The organism is Corynebacterium sp. HMSC036D02, assembly GCF_001836165.1.
GTDB lineage: Bacteria > Actinomycetota > Actinomycetes > Mycobacteriales > Mycobacteriaceae > Corynebacterium.
Genome location: NZ_KV827674.1, coordinates 15,227 through 36,830, shown reverse-complemented (window position 1 = coordinate 36,830; position 21,604 = coordinate 15,227). Strand labels below are relative to the sequence as shown.

At 59.1% G+C, this 21,604-nt stretch carries 41 protein-coding genes and 1 tRNA gene; 41 read left to right on the top strand and 1 reads right to left on the bottom strand.

What is annotated here, in order from left to right; genetic code table 11:
• The first annotated feature begins 20 nt into the window (after positions 1–20).
• The 16 genes from HMPREF2743_RS04980 to HMPREF2743_RS04920 all read left to right on the top strand — a co-directional run bounded on the left by HMPREF2743_RS04980 (position 21) and on the right by HMPREF2743_RS04920 (position 6,766).
• On the top strand, positions 21–281 hold the full coding sequence (locus tag HMPREF2743_RS04980; protein ID WP_070443447.1) for a helix-turn-helix domain-containing protein: 261 nt from the start codon (positions 21–23) through the stop codon (positions 279–281).
• A gap of 61 nt (positions 282–342) precedes the next feature.
• Entirely contained in the window at positions 343–1,113 is a 771-nt protein-coding gene (locus HMPREF2743_RS04975) for a phage antirepressor N-terminal domain-containing protein (protein ID WP_070818308.1), read from the top strand.
• Positions 1,114–1,165: 52 nt separating this feature from the next.
• Positions 1,166–1,960: an antA/AntB antirepressor family protein gene (locus HMPREF2743_RS04970; protein WP_070818307.1), complete on the top strand. Its 795-nt coding sequence runs from the start codon at positions 1,166–1,168 to the stop codon at positions 1,958–1,960.
• Between the two features lie 48 nt (positions 1,961–2,008).
• The gene (locus tag HMPREF2743_RS04965; RefSeq protein WP_070818306.1) at positions 2,009–2,233 is read left to right on the top strand and encodes a hypothetical protein; all 225 of its coding nucleotides are present in this window, start codon (positions 2,009–2,011) and stop codon (positions 2,231–2,233) included.
• 238 nt (positions 2,234–2,471) lie between these two features.
• Positions 2,472–2,555: transfer RNA gene (locus HMPREF2743_RS04960), tRNA-Leu, on the top strand.
• A 277-nt stretch (positions 2,556–2,832) separates the two neighbouring features.
• A complete protein-coding gene (locus HMPREF2743_RS12740) occupies positions 2,833–3,009 on the top strand; it encodes a helix-turn-helix domain-containing protein (protein WP_168167314.1) in 177 nt (58 codons plus the stop codon).
• A 78-nt stretch (positions 3,010–3,087) separates the two neighbouring features.
• A complete protein-coding gene (locus HMPREF2743_RS04955) occupies positions 3,088–3,276 on the top strand; it encodes a hypothetical protein (protein ID WP_070818305.1) in 189 nt (62 codons plus the stop codon).
• Positions 3,266–3,433, top strand: a complete 168-nt coding sequence (locus HMPREF2743_RS12735; RefSeq protein WP_168167313.1) for a hypothetical protein — start codon at positions 3,266–3,268, stop codon at positions 3,431–3,433. Before HMPREF2743_RS04955 ends, HMPREF2743_RS12735 begins: the two co-directional genes overlap by 11 nt.
• Positions 3,433–3,771, top strand: a complete 339-nt coding sequence (locus tag HMPREF2743_RS04950; protein ID WP_070818304.1) for a hypothetical protein — start codon at positions 3,433–3,435, stop codon at positions 3,769–3,771. The genes HMPREF2743_RS12735 and HMPREF2743_RS04950 overlap by 1 nt, the downstream gene beginning before the upstream one ends.
• Entirely contained in the window at positions 3,726–3,971 is a 246-nt protein-coding gene (locus HMPREF2743_RS12615; RefSeq protein WP_141761393.1) for a hypothetical protein, read from the top strand. The genes HMPREF2743_RS04950 and HMPREF2743_RS12615 overlap by 46 nt, the downstream gene beginning before the upstream one ends.
• A complete protein-coding gene (locus HMPREF2743_RS04945) occupies positions 3,968–4,156 on the top strand; it encodes a hypothetical protein (protein WP_070563876.1) in 189 nt (62 codons plus the stop codon). Before HMPREF2743_RS12615 ends, HMPREF2743_RS04945 begins: the two co-directional genes overlap by 4 nt.
• Positions 4,153–5,046, top strand: coding sequence for a YqaJ viral recombinase family protein (locus HMPREF2743_RS04940; RefSeq protein WP_083321605.1), 894 nt, complete (start codon positions 4,153–4,155; stop codon positions 5,044–5,046). The genes HMPREF2743_RS04945 and HMPREF2743_RS04940 overlap by 4 nt, the downstream gene beginning before the upstream one ends.
• On the top strand, positions 5,046–5,885 hold the full coding sequence (locus tag HMPREF2743_RS04935; protein WP_070818302.1) for a hypothetical protein: 840 nt from the start codon (positions 5,046–5,048) through the stop codon (positions 5,883–5,885). Before HMPREF2743_RS04940 ends, HMPREF2743_RS04935 begins: the two co-directional genes overlap by 1 nt.
• Complete coding sequence (locus HMPREF2743_RS04930; protein ID WP_070818301.1) at positions 5,886–6,356, top strand: single-stranded DNA-binding protein; 471 nt, start codon at positions 5,886–5,888, stop codon at positions 6,354–6,356. It begins immediately after the preceding gene.
• The gene (locus HMPREF2743_RS04925) at positions 6,357–6,560 is read left to right on the top strand and encodes a hypothetical protein (RefSeq protein ID WP_141761392.1); all 204 of its coding nucleotides are present in this window, start codon (positions 6,357–6,359) and stop codon (positions 6,558–6,560) included.
• A complete protein-coding gene (locus HMPREF2743_RS04920; protein WP_070818299.1) occupies positions 6,560–6,766 on the top strand; it encodes a hypothetical protein in 207 nt (68 codons plus the stop codon). The genes HMPREF2743_RS04925 and HMPREF2743_RS04920 overlap by 1 nt, the downstream gene beginning before the upstream one ends.
• Positions 6,767–6,925: 159 nt before the next feature.
• Here HMPREF2743_RS04920 and HMPREF2743_RS12730 read toward each other — a convergent pair whose 3' ends face one another.
• Positions 6,926–7,354, bottom strand: a complete 429-nt coding sequence (locus tag HMPREF2743_RS12730; RefSeq protein WP_168167312.1) for a hypothetical protein — start codon at positions 7,352–7,354, stop codon at positions 6,926–6,928.
• Between the two features lie 764 nt (positions 7,355–8,118).
• Between HMPREF2743_RS12730 and HMPREF2743_RS04910 the strand changes: the two genes are divergently transcribed.
• The 25 genes from HMPREF2743_RS04910 to HMPREF2743_RS04795 all read left to right on the top strand — a co-directional run bounded on the left by HMPREF2743_RS04910 (position 8,119) and on the right by HMPREF2743_RS04795 (position 21,595).
• Positions 8,119–8,484, top strand: a complete 366-nt coding sequence (locus tag HMPREF2743_RS04910; protein WP_070818297.1) for a restriction endonuclease — start codon at positions 8,119–8,121, stop codon at positions 8,482–8,484.
• Positions 8,481–8,867 carry a hypothetical protein gene (locus HMPREF2743_RS04905; RefSeq protein WP_070818296.1) on the top strand — a complete coding sequence of 129 codons (387 nt, stop codon included), beginning with the start codon at positions 8,481–8,483 and terminating at the stop codon, positions 8,865–8,867. The genes HMPREF2743_RS04910 and HMPREF2743_RS04905 overlap by 4 nt, the downstream gene beginning before the upstream one ends.
• Positions 8,864–9,241 (top strand): hypothetical protein, encoded by a 378-nt coding sequence (locus tag HMPREF2743_RS04900; RefSeq protein ID WP_070743469.1) that lies wholly within the window; start codon positions 8,864–8,866, stop codon positions 9,239–9,241. The genes HMPREF2743_RS04905 and HMPREF2743_RS04900 overlap by 4 nt, the downstream gene beginning before the upstream one ends.
• A 180-nt stretch (positions 9,242–9,421) precedes the next feature.
• Positions 9,422–9,814: a hypothetical protein gene (locus tag HMPREF2743_RS04895; RefSeq protein ID WP_070818295.1), complete on the top strand. Its 393-nt coding sequence runs from the start codon at positions 9,422–9,424 to the stop codon at positions 9,812–9,814.
• Positions 9,807–10,205, top strand: a complete 399-nt coding sequence (locus HMPREF2743_RS04890) for a hypothetical protein (RefSeq protein WP_070818294.1) — start codon at positions 9,807–9,809, stop codon at positions 10,203–10,205. The genes HMPREF2743_RS04895 and HMPREF2743_RS04890 overlap by 8 nt, the downstream gene beginning before the upstream one ends.
• On the top strand, positions 10,198–10,530 hold the full coding sequence (locus HMPREF2743_RS04885; protein ID WP_070818293.1) for a hypothetical protein: 333 nt from the start codon (positions 10,198–10,200) through the stop codon (positions 10,528–10,530). The genes HMPREF2743_RS04890 and HMPREF2743_RS04885 overlap by 8 nt, the downstream gene beginning before the upstream one ends.
• Positions 10,523–10,771 carry a hypothetical protein gene (locus HMPREF2743_RS12610; RefSeq protein ID WP_141761391.1) on the top strand — a complete coding sequence of 83 codons (249 nt, stop codon included), beginning with the start codon at positions 10,523–10,525 and terminating at the stop codon, positions 10,769–10,771. The genes HMPREF2743_RS04885 and HMPREF2743_RS12610 overlap by 8 nt, the downstream gene beginning before the upstream one ends.
• 62 nt (positions 10,772–10,833) lie before the next feature.
• Positions 10,834–11,136 (top strand): hypothetical protein, encoded by a 303-nt coding sequence (locus HMPREF2743_RS04880; RefSeq protein ID WP_141761390.1) that lies wholly within the window; start codon positions 10,834–10,836, stop codon positions 11,134–11,136.
• Complete coding sequence (locus HMPREF2743_RS04875) at positions 11,136–11,495, top strand: hypothetical protein (RefSeq protein WP_070818291.1); 360 nt, start codon at positions 11,136–11,138, stop codon at positions 11,493–11,495. The genes HMPREF2743_RS04880 and HMPREF2743_RS04875 overlap by 1 nt, the downstream gene beginning before the upstream one ends.
• Entirely contained in the window at positions 11,492–11,728 is a 237-nt protein-coding gene (locus HMPREF2743_RS04870) for a hypothetical protein (RefSeq protein ID WP_070818290.1), read from the top strand. Before HMPREF2743_RS04875 ends, HMPREF2743_RS04870 begins: the two co-directional genes overlap by 4 nt.
• A complete protein-coding gene (locus tag HMPREF2743_RS04865) occupies positions 11,725–12,306 on the top strand; it encodes a hypothetical protein (protein WP_070818289.1) in 582 nt (193 codons plus the stop codon). Before HMPREF2743_RS04870 ends, HMPREF2743_RS04865 begins: the two co-directional genes overlap by 4 nt.
• A 91-nt stretch (positions 12,307–12,397) precedes the next feature.
• Positions 12,398–12,682, top strand: coding sequence for an HNH endonuclease (locus tag HMPREF2743_RS04860; protein WP_070818288.1), 285 nt, complete (start codon positions 12,398–12,400; stop codon positions 12,680–12,682).
• A 122-nt stretch (positions 12,683–12,804) separates the two neighbouring features.
• Positions 12,805–13,128: a terminase small subunit gene (locus HMPREF2743_RS04855; protein WP_070818287.1), complete on the top strand. Its 324-nt coding sequence runs from the start codon at positions 12,805–12,807 to the stop codon at positions 13,126–13,128.
• Between the two features lie 3 nt (positions 13,129–13,131).
• Positions 13,132–14,649 (top strand): terminase large subunit, encoded by a 1,518-nt coding sequence (locus tag HMPREF2743_RS04850; RefSeq protein WP_141761389.1) that lies wholly within the window; start codon positions 13,132–13,134, stop codon positions 14,647–14,649.
• A 9-nt stretch (positions 14,650–14,658) separates the two neighbouring features.
• On the top strand, positions 14,659–15,990 hold the full coding sequence (locus HMPREF2743_RS04845; RefSeq protein ID WP_070818285.1) for a phage portal protein: 1,332 nt from the start codon (positions 14,659–14,661) through the stop codon (positions 15,988–15,990).
• A complete protein-coding gene (locus tag HMPREF2743_RS04840; RefSeq protein WP_070818284.1) occupies positions 15,987–16,772 on the top strand; it encodes an HK97 family phage prohead protease in 786 nt (261 codons plus the stop codon). The genes HMPREF2743_RS04845 and HMPREF2743_RS04840 overlap by 4 nt, the downstream gene beginning before the upstream one ends.
• Before the next feature lie 18 nt (positions 16,773–16,790).
• Complete coding sequence (locus HMPREF2743_RS04835) at positions 16,791–17,999, top strand: phage major capsid protein (RefSeq protein WP_070818283.1); 1,209 nt, start codon at positions 16,791–16,793, stop codon at positions 17,997–17,999.
• Complete coding sequence (locus tag HMPREF2743_RS04830; protein ID WP_070818282.1) at positions 17,999–18,178, top strand: hypothetical protein; 180 nt, start codon at positions 17,999–18,001, stop codon at positions 18,176–18,178. The genes HMPREF2743_RS04835 and HMPREF2743_RS04830 overlap by 1 nt, the downstream gene beginning before the upstream one ends.
• 5 nt (positions 18,179–18,183) lie before the next feature.
• The gene (locus HMPREF2743_RS04825) at positions 18,184–18,744 is read left to right on the top strand and encodes a hypothetical protein (RefSeq protein WP_070818281.1); all 561 of its coding nucleotides are present in this window, start codon (positions 18,184–18,186) and stop codon (positions 18,742–18,744) included.
• Positions 18,741–19,106 (top strand): hypothetical protein, encoded by a 366-nt coding sequence (locus HMPREF2743_RS04820; protein ID WP_246824466.1) that lies wholly within the window; start codon positions 18,741–18,743, stop codon positions 19,104–19,106. Before HMPREF2743_RS04825 ends, HMPREF2743_RS04820 begins: the two co-directional genes overlap by 4 nt.
• On the top strand, positions 19,087–19,359 hold the full coding sequence (locus tag HMPREF2743_RS04815) for a hypothetical protein (protein ID WP_070818280.1): 273 nt from the start codon (positions 19,087–19,089) through the stop codon (positions 19,357–19,359). Before HMPREF2743_RS04820 ends, HMPREF2743_RS04815 begins: the two co-directional genes overlap by 20 nt.
• A complete protein-coding gene (locus HMPREF2743_RS04810) occupies positions 19,356–19,760 on the top strand; it encodes a hypothetical protein (protein ID WP_070818279.1) in 405 nt (134 codons plus the stop codon). Before HMPREF2743_RS04815 ends, HMPREF2743_RS04810 begins: the two co-directional genes overlap by 4 nt.
• 91 nt (positions 19,761–19,851) lie before the next feature.
• Positions 19,852–20,769: an Ig domain-containing protein gene (locus HMPREF2743_RS04805; RefSeq protein WP_070818278.1), complete on the top strand. Its 918-nt coding sequence runs from the start codon at positions 19,852–19,854 to the stop codon at positions 20,767–20,769.
• A 119-nt stretch (positions 20,770–20,888) separates the two neighbouring features.
• Entirely contained in the window at positions 20,889–21,251 is a 363-nt protein-coding gene (locus tag HMPREF2743_RS04800) for a hypothetical protein (protein WP_070818277.1), read from the top strand.
• Positions 21,252–21,334: 83 nt separating this feature from the next.
• Positions 21,335–21,595, top strand: a complete 261-nt coding sequence (locus tag HMPREF2743_RS04795) for a hypothetical protein (protein WP_070818276.1) — start codon at positions 21,335–21,337, stop codon at positions 21,593–21,595.
• The last annotated feature ends 9 nt before the right edge of the window (positions 21,596–21,604 follow it).

Sequence of the window (21,604 nt, the reverse complement as noted above, 5' to 3'; positions counted from 1 at the left end):
AGAACAAACAAGGAGGTTGCATGACTTTCCTTCATACAGTTCGAGTCCGCAAAGAGTGGCTAGAGAACGCAGTCAATGAAGCAGGAGGCATCGCAGCCCTCGCAGAAAAACTTGATTGCGCACCATCCACAATTAGCCGCCAACTCAACGACAGGGCAGAAGCCGGGCCGCGCCTCATCGGCTCAATCCTCGCGAACTTCCCCGTCACATTTGAGGACGTATTCGACGTAACCGAAGAAGAAATGCGCATACGACGAGTTCGAGTTCGCTCCGTCGCATAAGAAAAGGCCCGGTGCTGGAACACCGAGCCAAAAGAGAGTTAACAACAAGGAGATTAGCACAATGGGAAACCAGCTAGTAACTATTCCGGTGCCTGGCACCTCAACCCCCATCATGGCAGTGCAGCATGACGGCACGGAATGGGCCGCTGCTCGCCACATCTGCGACGCGCTTGGCATCGACTGGAAGAGCCAGCATCGCAAGCTCAAGGACAAGCCATGGGCAACCATGGTCAGTTTGACCACGGTTGGCACCGACGGCAAGAACCGTGAAATGGCGATGGTTGACCGTCGCACGCTCACCATGTGGCTCGCCACGATTAACGGGTCGATGGTCTCTGAGACGGTTCGCCCGATGCTTGAGGCTTACCAGCTCGAAGCCGCTAACGCCCTCGACGCCTACTTCCACCAAGGCGGCGCCATCAACCCCCGCGCCGAAGAACACCAACTAAACGCGCTCATGCGGCAGTCGCAGATGCAAATGGAACTCTGCCAAGCAGCGAAGGGGCTTATCCACCCTGACCACCTGGAAGCAAAGGCCCGCATCGTCCTGGCCCGTGGCTTGGGCGAAGCCCCGGAACTCGACCCGAAGACCCGGCCTCTGTACACCGCGGACTTCCTCAAGTCCAAGAACCTGTCCACGAAGAAGATGAAGTCCGTGGCGCCAATGTTCGGCAAGCGCATGAAGGCGCTGTACACGCTTGAGCGCGGTCGTGAGCCGGAAAAGTACGACCTCACCCTGTCGAACGGTCAGGTGCGCCAGGTCAACGGCTACACCGAAGCAGACCGACCGTTGATGCAGCGCGTCTGGGACCAGTACTACGCCACCGCATAAAAGAAAACCCCGCCGAAGCGGGGCCAAAACAATCTATTTAGGAGACTACATCATGGGTGAACTAATTCCCATTCAAGACCGTGACGGCATTCAGGCAGTCATGGGCCGCGACCTACACAAGTTCCTGGAAGTGTCGGAGCGATACACACAGTGGTTCGCCCGGATGGAGGAATACGGCTTTCTTGCAGGTCAGGACTTTATCCGAGAAACCGGAAAAAGTACCGGTGGGCGCCCATCTGTAAACCACATCATCAACCTGGACATGGCTAAGGAAATCTCCATGATTCAGCGCACGGACAAAGGTAAGCAGGCTCGCCAGTACTTCATCGAATGCGAGCGCAGGGCGAAGGAACCAGCGCAGCTGTCCCCGGAAGAGCTCATGGCTCGGGCTATCAAGGTTGCTGACAGCACCATTAAGGAGCTGGAGGCAAAGACCGCAGACCAAGCCCTTGCACTCGAAGCCGCGAAGCCAAAAGTGGAGTACTACGACCACTGCGTATCCATCGAGTCCGACGTCATGACCGTCAAAGATTGGGGCGCACACTTCGGGCTGACTGAGCCACAAGCTCGTCAGAAACTTCTAGACGCAAAAATGATTTACCGCAAGGTTCAGACCCGCGAATGGTCATCTCGCAAGGGTGACGTGGTTGACCGCAACGAATACCGCGCCTATGCCGCATACCGGAATCTGTTTGACCTGCGCGCCCAGCACAATGCCCCGCGCTACCACAACGGGCAGGTGCGCCAAACACTGTACGTGCGGGCCGGGTGGGCAATCACCGTAGCCAAGAATGCCGGCATTGAGGTGGACCGCTCTATCTATGACATCTTGCCGGAGTCTGCCTAATGGGCATCTCAGACAGGCGCTACAAGTAGCCCGAAAGAAGGAACCAATATGCCCACCATCACTCGCACCCACTTCGAAGGTGCAACTCCGATCACCGAAAGACTGCCGCACAACACTCTTGCGGAAGCGGTGGAAGCCACCCTTGCCCATGCCCGCGAGGAATACCGCCACGTACACGTGAAACGCATGGACAACACCAGCGCAGACCTGTGGGCCTGCAATAACCCTGACTGGCCTTCCTTCGGTCAAGGGTTCTACCTCGAAACACTATAGCCCGACTTAGCAGGCATGGGGAGTGCAAGCCTCCCCACGGGCACCAGGCCGCTAGCGCCCTCACTAGGGGATAGCTGAGGGACTAGCAGGCCGTGATGAATGACAACTGAATAGTGAAGAGCGCCGGATGATACCGGCCCCGTGAGCATGGTTCTTAGATTGCGATGACCGGGGCGAACCGTGAGGTAGGCACCCCAACGTGGTTGGGAGGGAACGAGCGGCGCTGACATAAATACACGCTTCGCTGGCGGAATCGGCAGACGCACCGCACTCAAAATGCGGCACCCATTGAGGTATCCGGGTTCGAATCCCGGGCGAAGCACTCAGGCCAGAAAGGTTATTGATTCATCACTTATTGCCTATATCGCTGGTGATGATTCTTGCAAGCAATATCGGGGTTCGATTCCCCGGCTGGCCACGAGGGGTTGTTAAGCGCATTCTTCCTGCACTAAGGCGAAATGGAGCGTCAAGGTTGTAACCCGCGGGGTCGGACACTGCTCGCTTGGCTCTGCATACCTGCAACCCCACATAAGAATGCCCCCGCGACTGCACTGAAAAATGCGCGGGGGCTTTGCTCTGTCCACCAGAAAGGGACACCCATGAATACTACACCGGCTTGGCTCACCGTTAAGGATGCCGCTGAGTACACGGGCCTGCATGCCGAAACGATCCGCATTTTGATGCGGCGCGGCGAGATTGAGGCCCGCAAGCCGGGCAAGACCTGGCGCACAACAACCACCTGGCTCGACCAGTACATGAATCAAGGAGCAGCATGAAACGACTACTCAAACACATCTTCCACCGCAGGCACCGCGCCTACTCGCCACGTTTCTACATGATGCGGAGGAGCTGACATGCGGGAAATCACCATCGACCAAGCCATCGCGCATTTCAAAGACATTGAGGGCCGGTACCGCGCCCTGTACACCATGACCCGACTGCCGGAGAGTATCCGCCGCCGCATCAAAGACAACGCGGCACAAGCCCATCTTTTGGCCACCCTGGCTGAGAAAGAGAAAAGGAAAATTGAACATGGATTCTAAACGACCTCCCCGCACGTCCCCTGATGCTCGTCGTGTTGCTTACTGGCAGGATGTCGCTGCGAAACGCACAAGGTTGGCTTGGGCTACCGGCATTCTTGGTGGCCTCGTCGGTTTCGTCGCCCACGCTTTCATCAGTATGCCGCCGGTGTGGATGTGATGACCAGTATCCATAAAGACCTCATCACCGGCGTGTGGCACGTACGCGAGGGGGACGCGGTGTTTCCCGCTGCAAGTTGGGGTGAAGCCCTGCGCTTTGTGCACGAGATGGGGGAGCACCGCACCAAGAACAAGCCCGTGAAGAAGCGGGTGCGGAGCAAGCCCACCAAGGGGCAGATTGTGGCCGAGGAATATGAGCATTTTGAGATGATGCTTGGCCCGAAACTCGCTGTGCAGCGGCTTGCCGCTGTGTACCACACCACCCCGAAGACGATTGAAAGACATATTCAACGATGGAGCTCACCCCAGCACGATTTAAGCGTGGCCGCTGGTGGGTAAACATCCCACGCCCCACCTCTTTTAAGACGCAGCCGGAGGCCACGAAAGCGCTCGTTGCTTACCGCGATGAGCACGGCTGTCTCTACCACGCCTGCACCCGCATCGGAACTGATGACCTTGATTTGGGGCGTGGTTTCCGGTTCTGCGATGAGCATGCCCGCCACGCGAAGAAGATTCTCAACACCCAAAGGATGACATGAATACACCGAATAAGATGCCGCAACATTTGACCAGTATCACCCCGCACTTCCTCTACATGGAGCCGTTGATTGAAGAGGCGGACGACGTGATGCAGGCCTTCATGGACCGTGGCTATGAGCCTGACATTGCGTGCACGCTGACTGACATGACTTTGGCCCGCTATGACGAGAAGGGAAAGAAGTGAGACGCTACGAACCGGCAGACAACGAGGACTGGCTGGCGTTTCGTCAAGGAAAGTTGACCTCGACGGAGTTGGCGCGCCTGCACTGTAGTAGGAATGCCGCAACGTGGCATGAGGTGCGCGACGCTAAGGAACATGGCTCGAAGTTCCACGGCAACCAATACACAGAGTGGGGCAGCGCCCGCGAACCACTCCTGGCCCAGGTGCTGATAGACGAAGTTGATTCACGCCTCGTCTACAACGCGGAGCCACAGACCATCTTCCTACCCGATGATGAACGCCTGTCCTGCACCCCAGACCTCTACGCCGAAGACCTAGAAGTCATTGGGGAGATTAAGACCAGCACTGAGCCGTTTCAAGGTGGCCGCTGGCATGACTGGTGCCCTAATCAGTACTACGCACAGATTCAGGCAAACATGCACTACACCGGGGCAGAAGCCTGCGCCCTGTTGGTGGAGGTACATGAGGACTTCACGCCGGTAGCCCTCGACCACCGCACCATCCTCTACGACCCGAAGTTCGCGCAGGAGTTGATGGACACCGCCGCTGAGTGGTTCGCCTGGTTGGATGGCACCACACCAGAGTGGATGGGCGAAATCACCAGCCTCGACCAGGTGGACAACGTCACCGACCTTGTTGCCCAATACGCCATGCTCACCGCCGAAGTCGACGACCTCAAGAAGCGCATCAACGCCCTCAAGGCGGAAATCCTGGCGCTGACCGGTGACTCACACACCGGTGATTACGGCGGCTACCACCTCACCGTCTCCACCACGCAACCAAGCAAGGTGTTTGATTCTGCCGCGTTCCGAAAAGCGCACGCAGACCTCTACACCAAGTTCAAGACCAAAACCCGCGAAGGCTACACACGCCTCACTATCAAGGAGCAGTAATGACTGACATTTCCACCTACAACCCAGACCAAACCCCAACCCTCTACGACCCCAACAAGGCACCAACCCTCATGGAGAAGGGCGTGGCCAAGCTCCGCCAGCACGCTGAGCTGAAAGCCATGGCATTCGACTACGCCGACTTCATCACCAAGACCGGCGCATGCCCCACCATCTACAAGAACAAGCCCATGGATGCCGCCGCCGCCATCATCCGTGGTACCGCCCTGGGCTTCGACCCCGACGGGGCACTGGAAGCATTCTTCGTCATCAACGGTAAGACCGGCATGTACGCCCGCGCCATGGTCGCGGTGGCGGAGAACGCGGGATGTGAGCTGTGGGAGGTCGAAGCCTCTGACGAGTCGGTGACGTGGGCAGGCCGTAAGCCTGGTGGGCCTGAGCAGTCGGTGACGTGGACGATGGAGCGCGCTAAGAAAGCGGGCTATGTATCCAATAAGCGTTATGGTACGAATCCACAGGAGATGCTGCGCTCTAAGTGCCAGGCTGAGCTGTCTCGCATGATTGCTGCCGGGCCGCTGATGGGCCTTTACTCAGAGACGGAGGACGCGGCGTTTACCCCGAAGCCGGTGACGGCTACCGCGACTCGTGAGGATGTGCGTGCGAAGGCTGAGGCTGCGCCGGTGCCTGCGTTGACCACGAAGAAGGAGCCGGTGGTGGTTGATGATGACCTCATCAACGATGTTCGGGAGACTTTGGAGAGTTTCACCACCTCGGAGCAGGTCAACGATTTCGCCGCCAACCTGAAGCAATCAGGTGAGGTACCAGACGAAGTAATGGACTTGTGCCGCGCCCGCTGGCAAGAGCTGGAAGGGGAAAAGTAGATGGTCAACCACATCACGATTAGCGGCAACCTGACGAAGGAACCTGTGCAGCGCTTCACCCCCAACGGTAAGTCCGTTGTGGAGTTCACCATCGCCCACAACACGAGGCAGTACAACCAACAATCCCAGCAGTGGGAGGACGGCGAACCCTGCTTCATCGACGTGACATTTTGGGGCAAGAAGGGAGAGAACTTCCTCCACGACTACACCCAAAACGGCAAACGCCCCATCATCGTCCTAGGCAGTCTGAAGCAAGACCGCTGGGAAGACAAAAACACCGGCGACAAGCGCAGTAAGCACAAGATTAACGCCGATGATGTCACCTTCATCCCACGCGGGCAGGGCCAGGGAGCGCAGCAGTCTTCGGCTCAGCAGCAGTGGAATCAGGCCGCGTCCCAGGGCCAGACCGCCACTACGGGGGCGTGGGGTGACCCCGCACCCGTAGGCCAGCAAGGCGAACCTCCCTTTTAGGTGACTGGTATGGATGCCGCCTACTACCAAGAAAAGCTGAAAAAGCTAGAGGGCAGACTCCTCGCCTACGCCTACGACATCGACCACCTCAAGCACTACAGCAACGATGATCCAACCCCCGCAGAATTGCAAGACCTCGGGGCAGCAGATATGGCCAAAGCGGCTGCACACGTCATCGCCCTCATCAGACGAGGCGAGTACTGATGCCCTACCAGGAGATGGCGGCGGCAGACCTACCTAATCACAGGGTTTGCCGCATTGTCCTGGACCCCGACACGTATGACCCCACCCTGGTGCCCGACCGCCTGGTCTACGCCACCCAAGACGGCGACTACGTGTACGGGGCAACCCGCGACGGGCGCTTCGCCCTTAAAGCAACCTCCACCGTCCTCGTCGACCCCACCGCATGACCCCGCTGTTAGGACCTCGATAGTCCACAGGCGGGGTTTATTTCAGCCCCAACGGACTTTAACCCATGCCTAACCCTGACCACCGTGCTCGCGAAGACATGCGCGCCTGGCTCGAATCCCAAGACGTGTACTGCGCCACGCCCATGTTCCTCGACGCACTCATCCAACTGTTCCAAAGCATAGAGAAAGGAGGAAAAGAAGATGAGGGATTTTGCTCAGATTAAGTTGTCTATCTGGAACGATGATTCGTTCCTTGACCTGAGTAACAACGCTCAACTGCTGTATTTTGTGCTCATCTCGCACCCCACCATGAACCGCGCCGGCGTGGGAACGTGGCATGCGGGCCGTCTGGCTGGGATGTGCGCGTCCTGGACGCGGCAGGATGTTGAGCGTGCTGCCTGTGAACTTATTGATGGTCGTTTCATCGTGGTTGATGAGGATACGGATGAGTTCTTGGTGCGGACTTTTGTGCGGCATGACGGGTTGATGAAGCAACGGAATTTGGCGACGACGATGGCGCGTGAGTTTGCTGCTGTGGGCTCGAGGGCGATTAAGGGTGTTGTGGTGTGGGAGCTTCGGAGGCTGCATGAGGAGCACCCAGAGTTTAAGGGTTGGGGGTCTGATGAGGCGTTGGCGTTGTTGAAGAAACGCGCTATTGACCCTTCCATTGACCCCTCGGTTTACCCTTCCATTCACCCTAAGGTTGACCCTAGCGTTGACCCCTCGGTTGACCCTTACGTTAAGGGTGCCGTTGACCCTAAGGTTGACCCTTCCAGTGACCCTAGCGTTAAGGGTGAACCTAAGGGTTCGGTTGACCCTAGCGTTGACCCTAGCCCTACAACCACAACCACAACCACAACCTTTTCTAGACGTTCGCAGAGGGTGGAAACGCAGGATGGGGTTGAGGGGGTTCGGGGGAGAAGGGGAAACCAAACCACCGCCAACGAAGGTGCGGAGTCGGACGCATCGAACCCCCCTCCTGAAAGTCTCGACGAGTTGGCGGCGGCTTACGCCGCACGCACTCGTTGCCCGAAGCATCGTCACATCCCGGATGGGGAGTGGGTGGATGAGCCGTGCCGTGAATGCCAAAAGTTGCGTGAGGGCACTGAGGCGGAGGATGCCCGGGCCGCTGAGGCTGAGAAGGAAGCCCGCCGCGCCGCGATTGATGCCTGCGACCTGTGTGACGACAACGGCATGAGGTATGAGGCGGGGGAGGCATGGCGCTGCGACCACAACACCGCAACACCCCCAAATCATGGCCCAGCAGCCCCACAGAGCGACAAACAGCCCGCCGATGGGCAATCACCCCAAACCAACACCCAAACACGCCAGAAACGAAAGAAAGCGCCATTTTGAGCAGAACACGAAAAACCGCAAAACAAGCCGGCGCACGCTTTGAGCGCTCCATCGCTGACTACCTCGCCGCCAACCTCGATGACCGCATAGACCGCCGCGTCAAAACCGGGGCGAAAGATTGCGGCGACATCGCCAACGTCCGCGACAGCCACGGCGCACGCATCGTCATCGAATGCAAAGACTACGGCGGACGACTCCAACCAGCCCAATGGCTACGCGAAGCCCACCAAGAAGCGCTGAATGACAACGCCTACGCCGGCATCGTCATAGCCAAACGCAAAGGCACCACCAACCCCGCCGACCAATACGTAATCACCGACCTCGCCACACTCACCCAACTACTCAAAGGACCAGGACAATGACCGAAGACGACTACTGGGAGCGGGTGCGTGACATCCGCAAAGACGACCAGATTCTGTACGACGAGCGCTACACACCGAAGGAAGAAAATCCTGACAACTGGCGGCAGCGTGACCCGATTGTGCTTGGCCCTCATGACGAGTTCCTAGTCATCGGCGCTGTGCGCTACGCCCGTGGCCGCGCCACCTACACAGTCAAGGAGACCGTGGACTGGGTCATTAAGCACTGGGATGACCTGTCGGACAACACGCGCCGTGTCATCGCCCGCGACGTGCGGGAAGAATGCCGCAACAGGCGCGACACCTACAGCCAGCGCACCACCCTCACCCGAATCGACGACCCCGACTGGAACCGACTCTTAAACCACATCAAGGAGAGCAAATGACTGAACTAAACCGAGAACAAATCGAAGCCGCGCACTACGCCGTAGAAAGGCTCGCACGCCTGGCAACAAAGCCCGGGATTGTACCCCTGAACGAAGGGATAGTAGAGGACTATCAGGAAATGATCCTCAAAGCGCTGCCACCACGACCCCGCCCCACAATGGCTGACGTGGTATGGAACGATGAAGAGCACTTCTTGGCCGAGGCGAAAATAAAGAATGGGCCGCTAGTAGCCATGATTGGGGAGGTCCGAGACCAGTGGATCATCTGCATCCCTATTGAGACTGATCCCTCATTGCTGTGCAAGAGAACGGAGTTTGAGGGATACCTCACACCGACCGGCAAGCGCTACACCCTCACAGAGGTGCAGGAATGAGCACTGGCCCTTGGCATCGCTGGTTTGCATGGTACCCCGTCAGAACTGAAGAGCATGGCTGGCGGTGGCTACGCACCGTAGAACGCGCACTGCACTACCCGCCAGACATACCGTTCGCCCCTTCACCATTCTGGGTCTACCGCCCCACCGCCAACAACCGACACGAAACGGAGAACACCGATGACTGACCTGAGCACCACCAACCTGAAGCGCCTACTGGCTGAAGCCGCACCCGGCCCGTGGCGCTTCAGTGAGGGCATCGAAGATACCCCATGGGGAACCGAGGAAATCATGCACGAAGTCTACGCCGCAGAACGATCCCTGTTTGGTGTCTGTGGTGACTCTGTGACGGATGAATACCCCGGAAATTTGCCCCTCGCAGCAGCCGCCCCAGACCTCGCACAGGAAGTCCTACGCATGAGGGAAGAGCTTATTGCCTGGGCTAACGACGAAGCGCAAGCACACAACGCCCTAGTGAAGCAAGCACCGGAAGCAGGCGGCGCAGGAATCATCACCACCCACAAGACCATCTATAACCGAATCTTGGACATCCTAGGAGACCACAATGGATAAAGACAAGCTTCACCGCGCCCTAGCGCACATCGCTGCTGGTGCCGACAAAATGGCCCAAGCCGTGCAGGTAATCCAAGAGGTCTACGCCCTGGGTGGTGCCAGCCAAGACGCAGCCAAAGCACTCGCAGACGCGGGCCTACTCACCCCAGACCCGCCCGAGCCATGCATCTACCCGGACACGGGAGAACACGAATGGCACATGGAAGACGGCTACGTGAGCGTGGAAGGCGGCATCATTCACGTCATCCACGACGAAGCAGGGGATGACCGGGAGCCAGTGGAGCTAGACCCTGACCCTGGTGAACTCCGCTTCTCCACCACCACCAAGGGGCGTGAGACTGCCTACGCAATCCTCGCCGCCTGCGACCACAAGGACGCACAAGATGACTAACTACGACCAAGCCCTCCACGTGCTTGAAGCCGCCCGACGGCCCGGAGACCTCCGCATCCACCCGAATGATGCGGTAGAAGCACTCGCACAGGCGGGACTCCTAGCACCAGACCTGCCGGAGGCGAACGACCCAAGCATTTTCGTACCCGACGGCAAGGGCTGGCTGCTCGACGACGAAAACGGCCCTGTTGTGTGGACGGCACCTGGCGGGCTGGTCATGGTGCAGCGAATCGAACCCGGCGACCTCACACCAGACGAAGCCAACGCCTTCGCCCTCACCGTCCTCGCAGCAGCCCAATACGCCAAGGAGCAAGAGCATGGTTAATATGGTTGGCTTTCACCACAAGGAACCGGAACACAACACGGCAGGAGTGGGCGAGCCAGGGTATTTCGTGAAAATCCGACCCACACCCACTGCACAGTATCCACTGTGTGCGAGAGTTCGCACCCCTACCGGAGGAATCATCTTCTACACCCCAGAAGAAGCCACAGAATGGTCAGACACCCCACACCGACACATGGCCGAAACCTACATCAAATGGACAAAGGACACCACCAATGACTAATCAAGAACGCGCAGCACGAGAAGCAATGGAGCAAGACAATGGCTAGAATGGTACACGGACACGTGACCATCATCAAAGAATACGGGGACGGCTATCAGGAACCGCATTCAGCGTCTATTGATTGTGCATGCGGTGCGCATATCTGGGATTGGATGCAGTACTACGCTGAAGCTCCCGACTGGGAGCAGAACTGGCTAGACCACCTTACAGTTGTTCAACATTGGATAGACCCCACGCCTATTTATGCGGAGCTCGGGGATGACTATGAGGTTACGTACTCACATCTAAATCAAGAGCTAATACACTTCGGCCGCATTGATTGCAGTATCCCCGGCGTGAGACGCGAAACGGCAGGTGTATTCTAATGACTAAGACACTTGCGGATATGACCGTAGAGGAACGCGCCGAATGCGTAGGTATGTGGGGCAACCATACATTTTGGGGCCAAGTGCTCATTTCAATCACTGACGGCGTGCAATTTCGCGGCGTAAATGTGGAGATCATTTGCTTTGTTGACGGGCGACCCGTGCGCGAATGGGCAAGCACGAGTGAAGTCACCCCGCGCCCCGACCTGCCCCGCGCCTGGGCACCCGACGGAACACCACCAACAGGCCAGTGGGAGCACGCCGAATACCTCGGAGACCACAAAGGCATGACCGATGTGTACTACTTCGACGGCGACCCCACACACCGCCGCTGGATAGGGGAATGGGAGGAAGCATGAGCCGGTGGAGGGTCTACAAAGACAACGAGGATAGGGCATGGCGGTGGCTAGCGACACCCGATCACGCCAGCTGGTGGGAGGAACCCCAAGGGCGCCGCTTCCCGCAGTGGGGCATGGCCGTGGACTACGCCGACCATATGGCCCACCTCCCGCTACCCAGGCCCACCGGGCACCCTATTGAGGTAGCGGAGGCGCTACAAGCCCTCGGCTACAAGCAGGAGGAACAAGCATGAGCGTTGACGAGCAACAGTTCCGTGACACCGCACGACGCCTAGGCCAGCTCTACACCCAACTACATGAGCTGAAATACGCCCGCCCCAAACCACCCGAAGTACGGGTAATGAAGCCAGCGCCTGGCCCGCAATCCCCGGGCAATTGGTTGTACGTCGCCACATACATCGACCAAGAACAAAAGCTAAGAGAGGTTGCGTTCAACGCCTTCGCTGACATTGGCGTACGCATCCACGACACAGACGCAGCAGCACCACGCCTCTGCCAACTCCTGGCCTTTCACGCACAAGCAGCCAGCGAACTCAACTGGGCCACAGACCTCCACGACGAACTCCAAAACCAAACCCGAATCATTGATAGGAGATGCAACCCACCACAACCCAACACCATCGCCAAACAACCCGAACCCAGGCACGGCGCAGAACACACCGCCCGCCAACTCAGAGCACGCGGCATCCCCACAACCGCCGACACCATCCGCGGATGGGCACGCCACGGACACATCACCCAAACCACCATGCCCAACGGGAGAGCAGGATACCTACTCACCGAAGCCCTCAACCACGCCCGCCACCACTAGCACTATTCCCCACTTCCGGTGTACAATCGACGCGACGACACTTCATACCCTGGCAACAGCCGGGGTATTTCGCGTTTTAGGGGGACACGCCATGGGCTGGGCCGACACACGCCACCAAAAGAAACTCGCCGCAGACTTCAAAGCCAAATGCACCAAAAACAACACCCCCTGCCACCTCTGCGGCCAACCCATCGACTACACCGCCCCACCCCAAACCCCAGACGCCTTCGAACTCGACCACTACTACCCACGCAGCACCCACCCCGAACTCACCGAAGACCCCGCCAACTTCCGAGCCGCACACTCCAACTGCAACCGCAGCCGCGGCAAAGGAACCGCGGTGTTCGCGCTTGGTAGCCAGTCCGAGCAGTGGTGACTGGTCGAGGGGTAGGCCCTGAAAATCACGGCAGAAGTAGGCGACGGACGCCTCCGGCGGGGTGAGGTGTCCTCTCTCCCCGAAGCTCGAAGGGGGGCTCGCGCAAGAAGGAGGTATGACCAGTGGCTTTACGGCATGGTTACCCGACAGAAGACGACATTGAGGACGTTGAAATCGGCGATTTTGAGCGTATGCGGGATGCAGTTCGGAAGTCTGTTGAGACGGCGGACCATCTCGAGGATTCTGACGAGGCTGATATTCAGTTGGCGTATCGTTTGGCGGACATTATTGATGAGGCGCGGGCGTCTGGGGACCCGGACGCGATTCATAAGACCGCGTTTGGTCCGATGCCGACGTTGCATAAGGTGCTGACGTCGTTGGGGCTGAACCCTGAGGGGCGTGACAAGCTTGGGTTGAACTCGCAAGAGGACGACGAGGATTGGTAGGCCGTGGCGCCCTTGGTTGGTTCCACGGTGCCGCGGATGTTTACCCCGCCGCTGCGTGAGCTGACGCCGGAGACGTCGTGGGGCTTCGACGTCGTTTGGTTTGCGCGTGAGATTCTTTGTCAGCCGTTGTCACCGTGGCAAGAGTGGCTGGCGATTCATTGCCTTGAGCTCATGCCCCAGGAGCAGGTCAAGGAACTCTATCCGGATGACCCGTCGGTGTGGGGGGAGGAGATACCTCGGTTTAAGACCATTTTGGTTCTGGTGGCTCGGCAGAACGGTAAGACACATTTCGCGAAGGTGCTTATTAAGTGGGCGCTGTTCCGCAAGCGCCTGCGCTACATTCTCGGCGCCGCCCAAACGAAGAATGACGCCTATGAGCTGTGGGAGGACATCGAGAAGGAGTGCGATGAGAATCCGCGTTTGAAGAAGCGGATGAAACGCACTTCGTTTGCTCATGGCTTCGAGGCGTTACGCTCGAACTGGGGTGTCTACCGGATTGCGGGCCTGGACCGAAAGGCTGGGCGCGGCAAGACGGCGAACATGCTCTACATGGACGAGCTTCGTGAGCATAAGGATTGGGCTGGCTGGTCGGCGTTGTCGTCGACGACGAACTCGCCGCTGGTTGGCTTCAATGTGGCTACGTCGAATGCTGGTGATGCACGTTCGGTAGTGCTGCGGCATTTGCGGGATACGGCATCGAAGGCGATCCGTGAGAAGCGGACTGATAAGGCGACGTTGTTCATGGCCGAGTGGTCGGCTGACCCTGACCTTGACCCTTCCGATAAGCAGGGTTGGGCGCAGGCAAACCCGGACTTGGGAAGTAGCCGGTTGACGGTGCGTGATATTCAGGCCGAGTTTGATACCAAGACGGAGGCAGAGTTCCGAACGGAGAACCTGTGCCAGTGGGTTGATGTTCTTGCCCCGTCGAAGTTTCCGGAGGGGTCGTGGGCTTCGTGCTTGGATTCGGAGTCGCGGCGCACTCCGGGCGCCAAGGTACATGTCGGCCTGGATGTTGCAGTGGACCTGAAGGCTGCGCACATCGTTGGCGCGATGAAGCGCCCGGACGGTTTATGGCATATCGAGTTGCTGGCGTCGCGCCCAGGTATTGATTGGGTGACTGGGTGGCTGGAGCAACGCCTTGAATCATCCGATTGGTTTGACGGTGAGGTCGCGGTACAAGCTCGCGGTGCTCCCGTAGGCACGCTCATTCCGCGGTTGCGGGAGGCGGGTCTTACGGTGCGCGAGTGGGCTGGACCTGACCTGACTCAGGGCACTTTGGCGTTCTATGACCTGGTTGCTCAGTCGAAGCTGCGCCACCGCGGCCAGCCCGCGCTTGATGCCGCCGCCACGGGCGCGCAGGACCGGCGCGCTGGCGATGCGTTCATGTGGGACCGCTCGAAATCAGTGGGCGATGTTGCCCCAATTGTGGCCGCGACCGCGGCTGTTTGGCTTGCCTGTCAGCCGGAGGCAGAGCCGCCGAAACAATCGGCGTACGAGACGGCGGATTTGATGATTCTTTAGGAGGTGTTTATGGGGCTTCGTGAGTGGCTTGGCTTCAGTAAATCGACGATGCTGCCGGAGCCAGGCGAGTTGCAAGCGCCGATTGTGTCGGCGTACATGGACGACCTTCTGATGCAGATTCGGAATCAGTCGCCGGCGGACTTGTGGCGTTCGCAGCCGTATCTTCGGATGGTGATTTCGTTCCGTGCGCGGAACGTTGCTCAGATTGGGTTGCACGCCCTGGAGTTGATGCCGGATGGTGGGCGTGAGCGGGTGCGCTCCGGGCCGATTGGTGCGCTTCTGCGCGAACCGAACCCTGACCAAACTTGGTACGAGTTGCTGTTCGGTTTGGTGTCTACGTTTGACCTGTACGATGAGGCGATTCTCTACATTGCCGACGATGGGGAGAAGATTCTGCTGCGGCATATCCCGAGGAATTGGATTCTTCAGTGGATTGACGCGGATGCCTATGGTGTTCGTGGCGCTCGCGTGCATTTCCCTGGTGATGATGTTCATGGGCGGATTGTTCCTGAGGACAATTTGATTCGTATTCATGGGTGGTCGCCGGAGGATGAGCGTTTTGGGGCGTCGCCGATTGAGGCGCTTCGGGTGATTCTCGAGGAGCAGGTTCAGGCGCAGATTTTCCGGCTGCAGATGTGGAAGCGTGGCGGGCGTGTCGGTTCTTATGTGACGCGTCCGAAGGATGCGCCGGATTGGACTCCGGAGGCACGCCAGCGGTTCAAGCACTCTTTCCAGGCGGCGTTCACGGGTGAGAGCGGGTCGCAGGCTGGTGGTGTTCCGGTTTTCGAGGACGGTATGGAGTGGCGAAAGCTGTCTGTTACCGCCCATGAGGAGGAGTTCGTGGAGGCGTCGAAGCTGGCGCTGACCACTGTGGCCGGTGTGTATCACGTCAACCCGACGATGCTCGGCCTACTCGATAACGCCAACTACTCCAACGTGAAAGAGTTCCGTAAATCGTTGTACGGCGACACGTTGGGGCCGCTTCTGAAGCAGATTAGCGAGAAGCTGAACGCCCGAATCCTGCGCTACGTGTCAGAGCGTAGCTATCTCGCTGAGGAGCATCCGAATCTGGAGAATGTCTATTTCGAGTTCAATCTTCGGGAGAAGCTCCAGGGCAACTTCGAGGAAGAGGCCGCGGTTCTTGGCGGGGCAGTCGGCGGGCCGTTCATGACGGTCAACGAAGCGCGCTCACGCCAGAACATGCCGGCGGTTCCGGAAGGCGACCGCCTCATCCAGCCGCTCAACCTCGGGTTGAGGGGTGATGAGGAGTCTTCTGGAGACCAGGAGGTGGTTGATCCGCCGGATGACCAATCAGCTTTACCTGAAGGGGAAGAAGAATGACAGTAAAGAGCGTCATCGCTGAGGTTAAAGCCCTCGGCGATGGAGAAAAGGCCGAGTTTGAGGCGTACGCGTCCGTGTTCGGCAACCGTGACAGTTACGGGGATGTCGTGCAGAAGGGTGCTTTTGCGGCTTCGTTGAAGGCATGGGACGAAAAGGGTGCTCCGATTCCGCTGTTGTGGGGCCATAATATGGCCGATCCGGACTTCAATATCGGCATGGTGACCTCCGCTGAGGAGGATGAGCACGGGCTGAAAGTGGTCTGCGAGCTTGATACCGACTCGCCGAAGGGTGCGCAGGTGCACCGCCTGCTCAAGCAGGGTCGTGTTCGGGAGATGAGCTTTGCTTTCGCCGCTACGTCTAGTGAGTATGGCGAGCTTGATGGTAAGAGCGTGCGGTTCCTCAAGGAAGTGGACCTGTTTGAGGTGTCCGTCGTGCCGCTCGGCGCGAATCCGGAGACCGAGGTGCTGGCAGTGAAGTCCCCGACGGTGAACCTGACACTGCCGGAGACGCTTGCCGAACGCTTCCTGGAGGTTCTGGGCGGGAAGTCCCTGGGCGGGCCACCGGGAACTGATGAAGAAGACGATGACGATGAAGATACCCCCGATTCTGAGGATGGGTCCTCGGATGAGGGGGTTTCGTCATCTGGGGTCACTGATAGCGGTGGCGAGGACGAGCCCGGCGAGGATGCCGGTGAATCCGATGAAGACGATGAGGGCGAGGAAAGCCGCAAGGCTGACCTCGACCGATTCGAGACCATGTTCCGCGCCGTGGGGCGCGACTAGACGAAAGGAACCATCAACATGAATGTTGAACTGCAGAAGCGTCGCGCCAAGCTGGCCGACGAGGGTCTTAAAATTGTCGCTGAGGCTAAGGCCGCGGGCGCTCCGTCCGAGGACCAGCTCGCCCGCCTCAGCGACCTCGAGGCCGAGATTGCCACCGTGGACGCTCAGCTCAAGGCCGCCGAGAACTTTGGCACCTACGAAACCCTGTTCAAGGGCATGCCGGAGGCCAAGAAGGAAGAAGCCGCCCGTACCCTGGGCGAGCACTTCCTCAAGTCCGCAGGCGACCTGTCTATCCTGCGCGACCGCTCTAACTCCACTGTTTCCGCGACGGAGTTCAAGGCGAACACGGATACCGTCACCACCGCTGGTGATGCACTGACCCCGGTTCTCACCGATGTGGACCAGACCGTTGTCCACGGTAAGCGTGACCGTCCGGTTCTGGCTGACCTCCTCGGCTCCGGAACTATCTCCGGCAACGCCATCAGCTACTTCATTGAGGGCGCGTTCGAGGGCGACTTTGGCACCGTGGCTGAGGGCGCGCAGAAGCCGCAGGTGCACGTGGCGAACCCGACCGCGGTGACTGACCCGCTGCGCAAGATTGCCGCATGGATCACCATCACCGACGAGTTCCTCGAGGATCTTCCGTTCCTCAAGTCTGAGATTGATAACCGCCTGCTGTACAAGCTGGCCATCTTCGAGGAAAAGCAGCTGCTGTCCGGTGACGGCATGGGCAACAACATCAAGGGCCTGCTCAACCGCGACGGCCTGCAGGTGGATACCGCCGCCTCCATTGACGAGGTGCCGGACAAGGTGTTCTCCGCTACCACGAAGGTCTCCCTGGCCACTGAGCTGACCACCGATGGCGTGATGATTAACCCGGCTGACTATGAGCCGATTCGCCTGAAGAAGGACGGTAATGGCCAGTACTACGGTGGTGGCTTCTTCCAGGGCGCGTATGGCAACGGCGCCGTCATGGAGCAGCCGGGTCTGTGGGGCCTGCGCACCGTGGTCACCCCGGCCATCCCGAAGGGCACCGTCCTCGTTGGCGCGTTCGGCCTGGGCGGCACCGTGTACCGCAAGGGTGGTGTGCGCGTGGAGGCTACGAACACCCACGCGGATAACTTCACCACCAACAAGGTGACCATCCGCGCTGAGGAGCGCCTCGCCTTGGCAGTGCGCTACCCGTCCGCTTTCGTCAAGCTGACCGTAGGCGGTGCTGAGTCCTAATGAAGCTCTACAAGCGCATCGGCGAGAACGGCTTTGAGCACATTGTTCAGGCCGAGTCCGACGAGGTAGCGGCTCACATGGGGCTGCTGCCTTATCAGGCAGAGACGAAGGAGCGGAAGCCCGCTAACAAGGCTGGTCGTGGAGCAACCAAGGCCGCTAAGCCGGAACCGAAGGAGTGAGGTAAATGACTGAGCCGCTAGAGACCCCAGAGCTGACGCCTGCGCAGGTCACGGCCCTATCTGGCGGCTTGGTACCTGCCTCCACTCCTGGGCTGGCGGAGAAAATCAGTGCCACGCTCGCCGGCATTCGCAGACTCTGCGGCTGGCACGTGTTCCCCGTGAAGGAAGAAACGATCACCGTTGATGCGTTCGGTGGGACGCTGCTGCGTCTACCGACGATGCACGTGGAAGACATTTCCCGCGTTGTTATCCGCGGCGCCGAGGTTGATTCTTCTAGCTTTGGGTGGTCTCAGTCCGGGATGCTCGAGCTCTACGAGGGGGAGTTTCCCGACCGGTTTAGGTCGGTTGAGGTGACTCTGCGCCATGGTTTCGACCAGGCCCCCGACCTATTGCGCATTGCTGCCGAAATCGTCCAGCGGTCGGTACTCGCTGGTACAGGCGGCAACGTCAGCGTTGGCGGTATCAGCGTGGGCGCCCCGGCTGGTGGCGGGGGCGGTGGGTCCATCACCCCGATGGCTACTGAGTGGCGCATCATCGACCAGTACAAGCTGCGTGAGTGGCCATGATGCAGCTGATTTTCACCGAGCGGGTTGAGATTCTTCGCCCGCGGCGTATCCGTGGCGACTATGGCGGCTTCGTCGAATCCTGGGATGACCCGGAGGTCATTCCTGTCGCCGCGCCAGTCAGTGTTCAGCAGGTGTCCACGAGTGAGGACGAGACAGGCAGTAGCCAGCTCGTCGTGACGAAGTGGCGCCTGTACTCACAGCCGCCCCATTTGCTTGACGAGCTCGAAACCAATGACCGCATTCGGGTTATTGGTGGGGTTGGTGGCACGTGGGTGGTAGGCGACCCGGAGCACTGGCGTGGGCCACTACTTCCGCACACTGAGGTTGATTTGGAGGTCTACCGTGGCACGAGTCGAGCTTGATACTGACGCAATTTTCCAGCAGGTAATGAATACCAACGCGGTCCATGCGAAAGTGCACAAACGTGCGGCCAAGATTTCCACCAAGATTCGCCTTGACCTGAATAAGGCCGGGATTGAGGCCGGTGTGGAGGTCAAGGAGTACGCGCACGCGAATGGCCGCTTTGGCCTAAACATCGTTGGACACGTTGACGACAAGGACGCTCGGCGTGCTGGCCGCATTGCCCGCCGCGCAGGAAGGAGTGTACGCCGATGAACGACGTTGACATCCTCAAGTTTGCTATCGACGCGGTGGCGGAGGTTCTCGGAGATGAGTTGTGGGTGGCGGATCATCTACCGCCCGCGGACGAGCTCGAGAAACTGACCCCCGCCGTCACGGTTGACCTCCTCCCCGGCAGTGAGGTCGTGCCGTGGGGAGCGGACAAGGGCGAGTACATCTCGGAAATTATTTCCCTTGATGTGGAGGTCGTCGGGGTGTCTCGCGCTCAGTGCACGCCGGTAGGGGACAGGGTGCGCGCCGCGCTGCACCAGCTTCCGTTCCTAGAGGGCAGCGGTGTGAAAAGCGTGGACTGTCCGCGTTTTTCTACGCGTGAGGATATTAACCCGCAGCTCCGGGTCTTGGGGGCTGTAGTCGATTTGATGGTGCTCAAGACCTAGACAAGCACCGTCGCTTAAGTTTCCATCCCGTTCGGGTCGTGCGGCCTGGGCGGGTTTTCTATGCCCAATCATTCTTTGAAAGGAATACATCATGGCAGACCAGAAGACTCTGGAGGGCTTTAACGCCCGCAAGGCCCGCGTTGGAATGACCGGAGCTGTCCGCTCCTCCGTCCTCGGCACCGAACCGGTACCGTTCGGCGAAAAGTACAACACCGATACCCATTACAACCTGGGCTACATCTCCCCGGACGGTCTGGAGATTAGCTTCGATGAGGATAAGCAGGAATACATTCCTTGGCAGGAAGTTTCCGCAATCCGCACCGACATCACCAAGGCTGTGAAGTCCGTCAAGCTGACCCTGTGGGAGACCGGCATTGAGAACTTCGCGAAGTTCCTTGGCGTGTCCGAGGACGCGCTGGAGGACCAGGGGGACGGCTCCTTCGCCTTCTACGAGGACGCCCTGCCGCAGTTTGGCCACGAGCACCTGCACATTGATGTTGTCGATGGTGACAAGGCGCTGCGCCTGGACCTGTTGGATGCGCAGATTACCGAGCGTGGCTCGATGGTCTTCAAGAAGGACGAGATGTTCGGCCTGGAGGTCACCTACACCTCCTACCCGGCATCCTATGAGGACTACAACGCCTCCCTTCCGGAGGGTGTGGGTAAGACCGCTCGTTGGCAGATGAACTCCGCGTGGGCTACTGGCGGTGCGAACACGTCCGCAGCTACGGACGGTTCCACTCCGCTGTCTATCTCCACGAGCTCGCTGCCCGCCGGTAAGCAGAACGCGGAGTACAACGCGACCGTGGCGGTCAAGGGCGGCAAAGCTCCGTACACCTACGCGGTGTCCACCGGAAATCTTCCGGCAGGCCTGTCCTTGAACGAATCGACCGGCGCTATCACCGGCACGCCGACCGCTGCCGGAGAGTCCACCTTCACCGTGAAGGCGACTGACACGGGCAAGCTGTCGGCAACTAAGCAGCTGACCATCAACGTCACTGCTGCCTAACTCACCTTCCTTGGGGTAGGGGTGCGGGAACTAAAAATTGGCTGGCCCGCCCGCTCCCCGCAAAAACTTTTCCGCACTAAAGGGCCAGCCACCCTAAGACTTTTGAAAGGGGACCAGCCATGTCCAATATCAATCTTGACGCCCTCATTGAGCAGCGCGCCGAAGCTACCGGCTCCAACAAGGGCCGAATCCCGTTCGACTTCAAGGGCGAAACCTACGACTTCCAGGACCCGCTGACTCTGACCGACGAGGACAAGGAAGAGCTGCAGGCCATTGATTGGGAGCCTGACCTTGCCGCCTGGTACATGGGCGATGAGCAGTACGACAAGTTCCTCGCCGCAGGCGGCTCCTCGAACCTGTGGTTCCTCGTGTTCAACGAGTACATGGAGCGTAATCAGGATATTGATTCTTCGGGAAAAGGTACTCGACTGAATCGCTCCTCGCGTCGTTCGGCGGCCCGGAAGCCGCGGAAGCGTCGCTAGAAGCCCACTACGGGAAAGACGTTCTCGGCCAGTTCTACCGCGGGGACATCACCCTGCGGAAACTACGAGTTCTGCTAGAGGGTTTGCCGCCGGACGCGCCGGCGTTCTGGCTGGAAACCCCGAACGGGGCGCGTACCCCGTGGACTCTGGCGGACGCTCAAATCTGGCGCATGTTCTGGGCTACGGCCACCGCCGCCACCGGCTTGTCCGGTGTGGATAAGGGCAAAACCATTTTTGACAACATGCCCCAGTTCCCGTGGTCGAAACCTGTTAACCAATCGTCTTATGGCTCCTTTGGCGACCATTCGCCGGAGGAAGTCTTGGACTATCTCGACTCGCTTTAGGAGGCCGTC

What these genes read in the sequence shown, in the direction of transcription:
- HMPREF2743_RS04980 (WP_070443447.1), top strand. Translation starts at nt 21, where the DNA reads ATGACTTTCCTTCATACAGTTCGAGTCCGCAAAGAGTGGCTAGAGAAC.
- HMPREF2743_RS04975 (WP_070818308.1), top strand. Translation starts at nt 343, where the DNA reads ATGGGAAACCAGCTAGTAACTATTCCGGTGCCTGGCACCTCAACCCCC.
- HMPREF2743_RS04970 (WP_070818307.1), top strand. Translation starts at nt 1,166, where the DNA reads ATGGGTGAACTAATTCCCATTCAAGACCGTGACGGCATTCAGGCAGTC.
- HMPREF2743_RS04965 (WP_070818306.1), top strand. Translation starts at nt 2,009, where the DNA reads ATGCCCACCATCACTCGCACCCACTTCGAAGGTGCAACTCCGATCACC.
- HMPREF2743_RS12740 (WP_168167314.1), top strand. Translation starts at nt 2,833, where the DNA reads ATGAATACTACACCGGCTTGGCTCACCGTTAAGGATGCCGCTGAGTAC.
- HMPREF2743_RS04955 (WP_070818305.1), top strand. Translation starts at nt 3,088, where the DNA reads ATGCGGGAAATCACCATCGACCAAGCCATCGCGCATTTCAAAGACATT.
- HMPREF2743_RS12735 (WP_168167313.1), top strand. Translation starts at nt 3,266, where the DNA reads ATGGATTCTAAACGACCTCCCCGCACGTCCCCTGATGCTCGTCGTGTT.
- HMPREF2743_RS04950 (WP_070818304.1), top strand. Translation starts at nt 3,433, where the DNA reads ATGACCAGTATCCATAAAGACCTCATCACCGGCGTGTGGCACGTACGC.
- HMPREF2743_RS12615 (WP_141761393.1), top strand. Translation starts at nt 3,726, where the DNA reads ATGGAGCTCACCCCAGCACGATTTAAGCGTGGCCGCTGGTGGGTAAAC.
- HMPREF2743_RS04945 (WP_070563876.1), top strand. Translation starts at nt 3,968, where the DNA reads ATGAATACACCGAATAAGATGCCGCAACATTTGACCAGTATCACCCCG.
- HMPREF2743_RS04935 (WP_070818302.1), top strand. Translation starts at nt 5,046, where the DNA reads ATGACTGACATTTCCACCTACAACCCAGACCAAACCCCAACCCTCTAC.
- HMPREF2743_RS04930 (WP_070818301.1), top strand. Translation starts at nt 5,886, where the DNA reads ATGGTCAACCACATCACGATTAGCGGCAACCTGACGAAGGAACCTGTG.
- HMPREF2743_RS04920 (WP_070818299.1), top strand. Translation starts at nt 6,560, where the DNA reads ATGCCCTACCAGGAGATGGCGGCGGCAGACCTACCTAATCACAGGGTT.
- HMPREF2743_RS12730 (WP_168167312.1), bottom strand. Translation starts at nt 7,354, where the DNA reads ATGCAGCCTCCGAAGCTCCCACACCACAACACCCTTAATCGCCCTCGA.
- HMPREF2743_RS04905 (WP_070818296.1), top strand. Translation starts at nt 8,481, where the DNA reads ATGACCGAAGACGACTACTGGGAGCGGGTGCGTGACATCCGCAAAGAC.
- HMPREF2743_RS04900 (WP_070743469.1), top strand. Translation starts at nt 8,864, where the DNA reads ATGACTGAACTAAACCGAGAACAAATCGAAGCCGCGCACTACGCCGTA.
- HMPREF2743_RS04895 (WP_070818295.1), top strand. Translation starts at nt 9,422, where the DNA reads ATGACTGACCTGAGCACCACCAACCTGAAGCGCCTACTGGCTGAAGCC.
- HMPREF2743_RS04890 (WP_070818294.1), top strand. Translation starts at nt 9,807, where the DNA reads ATGGATAAAGACAAGCTTCACCGCGCCCTAGCGCACATCGCTGCTGGT.
- HMPREF2743_RS04885 (WP_070818293.1), top strand. Translation starts at nt 10,198, where the DNA reads ATGACTAACTACGACCAAGCCCTCCACGTGCTTGAAGCCGCCCGACGG.
- HMPREF2743_RS12610 (WP_141761391.1), top strand. Translation starts at nt 10,523, where the DNA reads ATGGTTAATATGGTTGGCTTTCACCACAAGGAACCGGAACACAACACG.
- HMPREF2743_RS04875 (WP_070818291.1), top strand. Translation starts at nt 11,136, where the DNA reads ATGACTAAGACACTTGCGGATATGACCGTAGAGGAACGCGCCGAATGC.
- HMPREF2743_RS04870 (WP_070818290.1), top strand. Translation starts at nt 11,492, where the DNA reads ATGAGCCGGTGGAGGGTCTACAAAGACAACGAGGATAGGGCATGGCGG.
- HMPREF2743_RS04865 (WP_070818289.1), top strand. Translation starts at nt 11,725, where the DNA reads ATGAGCGTTGACGAGCAACAGTTCCGTGACACCGCACGACGCCTAGGC.
- HMPREF2743_RS04860 (WP_070818288.1), top strand. Translation starts at nt 12,398, where the DNA reads ATGGGCTGGGCCGACACACGCCACCAAAAGAAACTCGCCGCAGACTTC.
- HMPREF2743_RS04845 (WP_070818285.1), top strand. Translation starts at nt 14,659, where the DNA reads ATGGGGCTTCGTGAGTGGCTTGGCTTCAGTAAATCGACGATGCTGCCG.
- HMPREF2743_RS04840 (WP_070818284.1), top strand. Translation starts at nt 15,987, where the DNA reads ATGACAGTAAAGAGCGTCATCGCTGAGGTTAAAGCCCTCGGCGATGGA.
- HMPREF2743_RS04835 (WP_070818283.1), top strand. Translation starts at nt 16,791, where the DNA reads ATGAATGTTGAACTGCAGAAGCGTCGCGCCAAGCTGGCCGACGAGGGT.
- HMPREF2743_RS04830 (WP_070818282.1), top strand. Translation starts at nt 17,999, where the DNA reads ATGAAGCTCTACAAGCGCATCGGCGAGAACGGCTTTGAGCACATTGTT.
- HMPREF2743_RS04825 (WP_070818281.1), top strand. Translation starts at nt 18,184, where the DNA reads ATGACTGAGCCGCTAGAGACCCCAGAGCTGACGCCTGCGCAGGTCACG.
- HMPREF2743_RS04820 (WP_246824466.1), top strand. Translation starts at nt 18,741, where the DNA reads ATGATGCAGCTGATTTTCACCGAGCGGGTTGAGATTCTTCGCCCGCGG.
- HMPREF2743_RS04810 (WP_070818279.1), top strand. Translation starts at nt 19,356, where the DNA reads ATGAACGACGTTGACATCCTCAAGTTTGCTATCGACGCGGTGGCGGAG.
- HMPREF2743_RS04805 (WP_070818278.1), top strand. Translation starts at nt 19,852, where the DNA reads ATGGCAGACCAGAAGACTCTGGAGGGCTTTAACGCCCGCAAGGCCCGC.
- HMPREF2743_RS04800 (WP_070818277.1), top strand. Translation starts at nt 20,889, where the DNA reads ATGTCCAATATCAATCTTGACGCCCTCATTGAGCAGCGCGCCGAAGCT.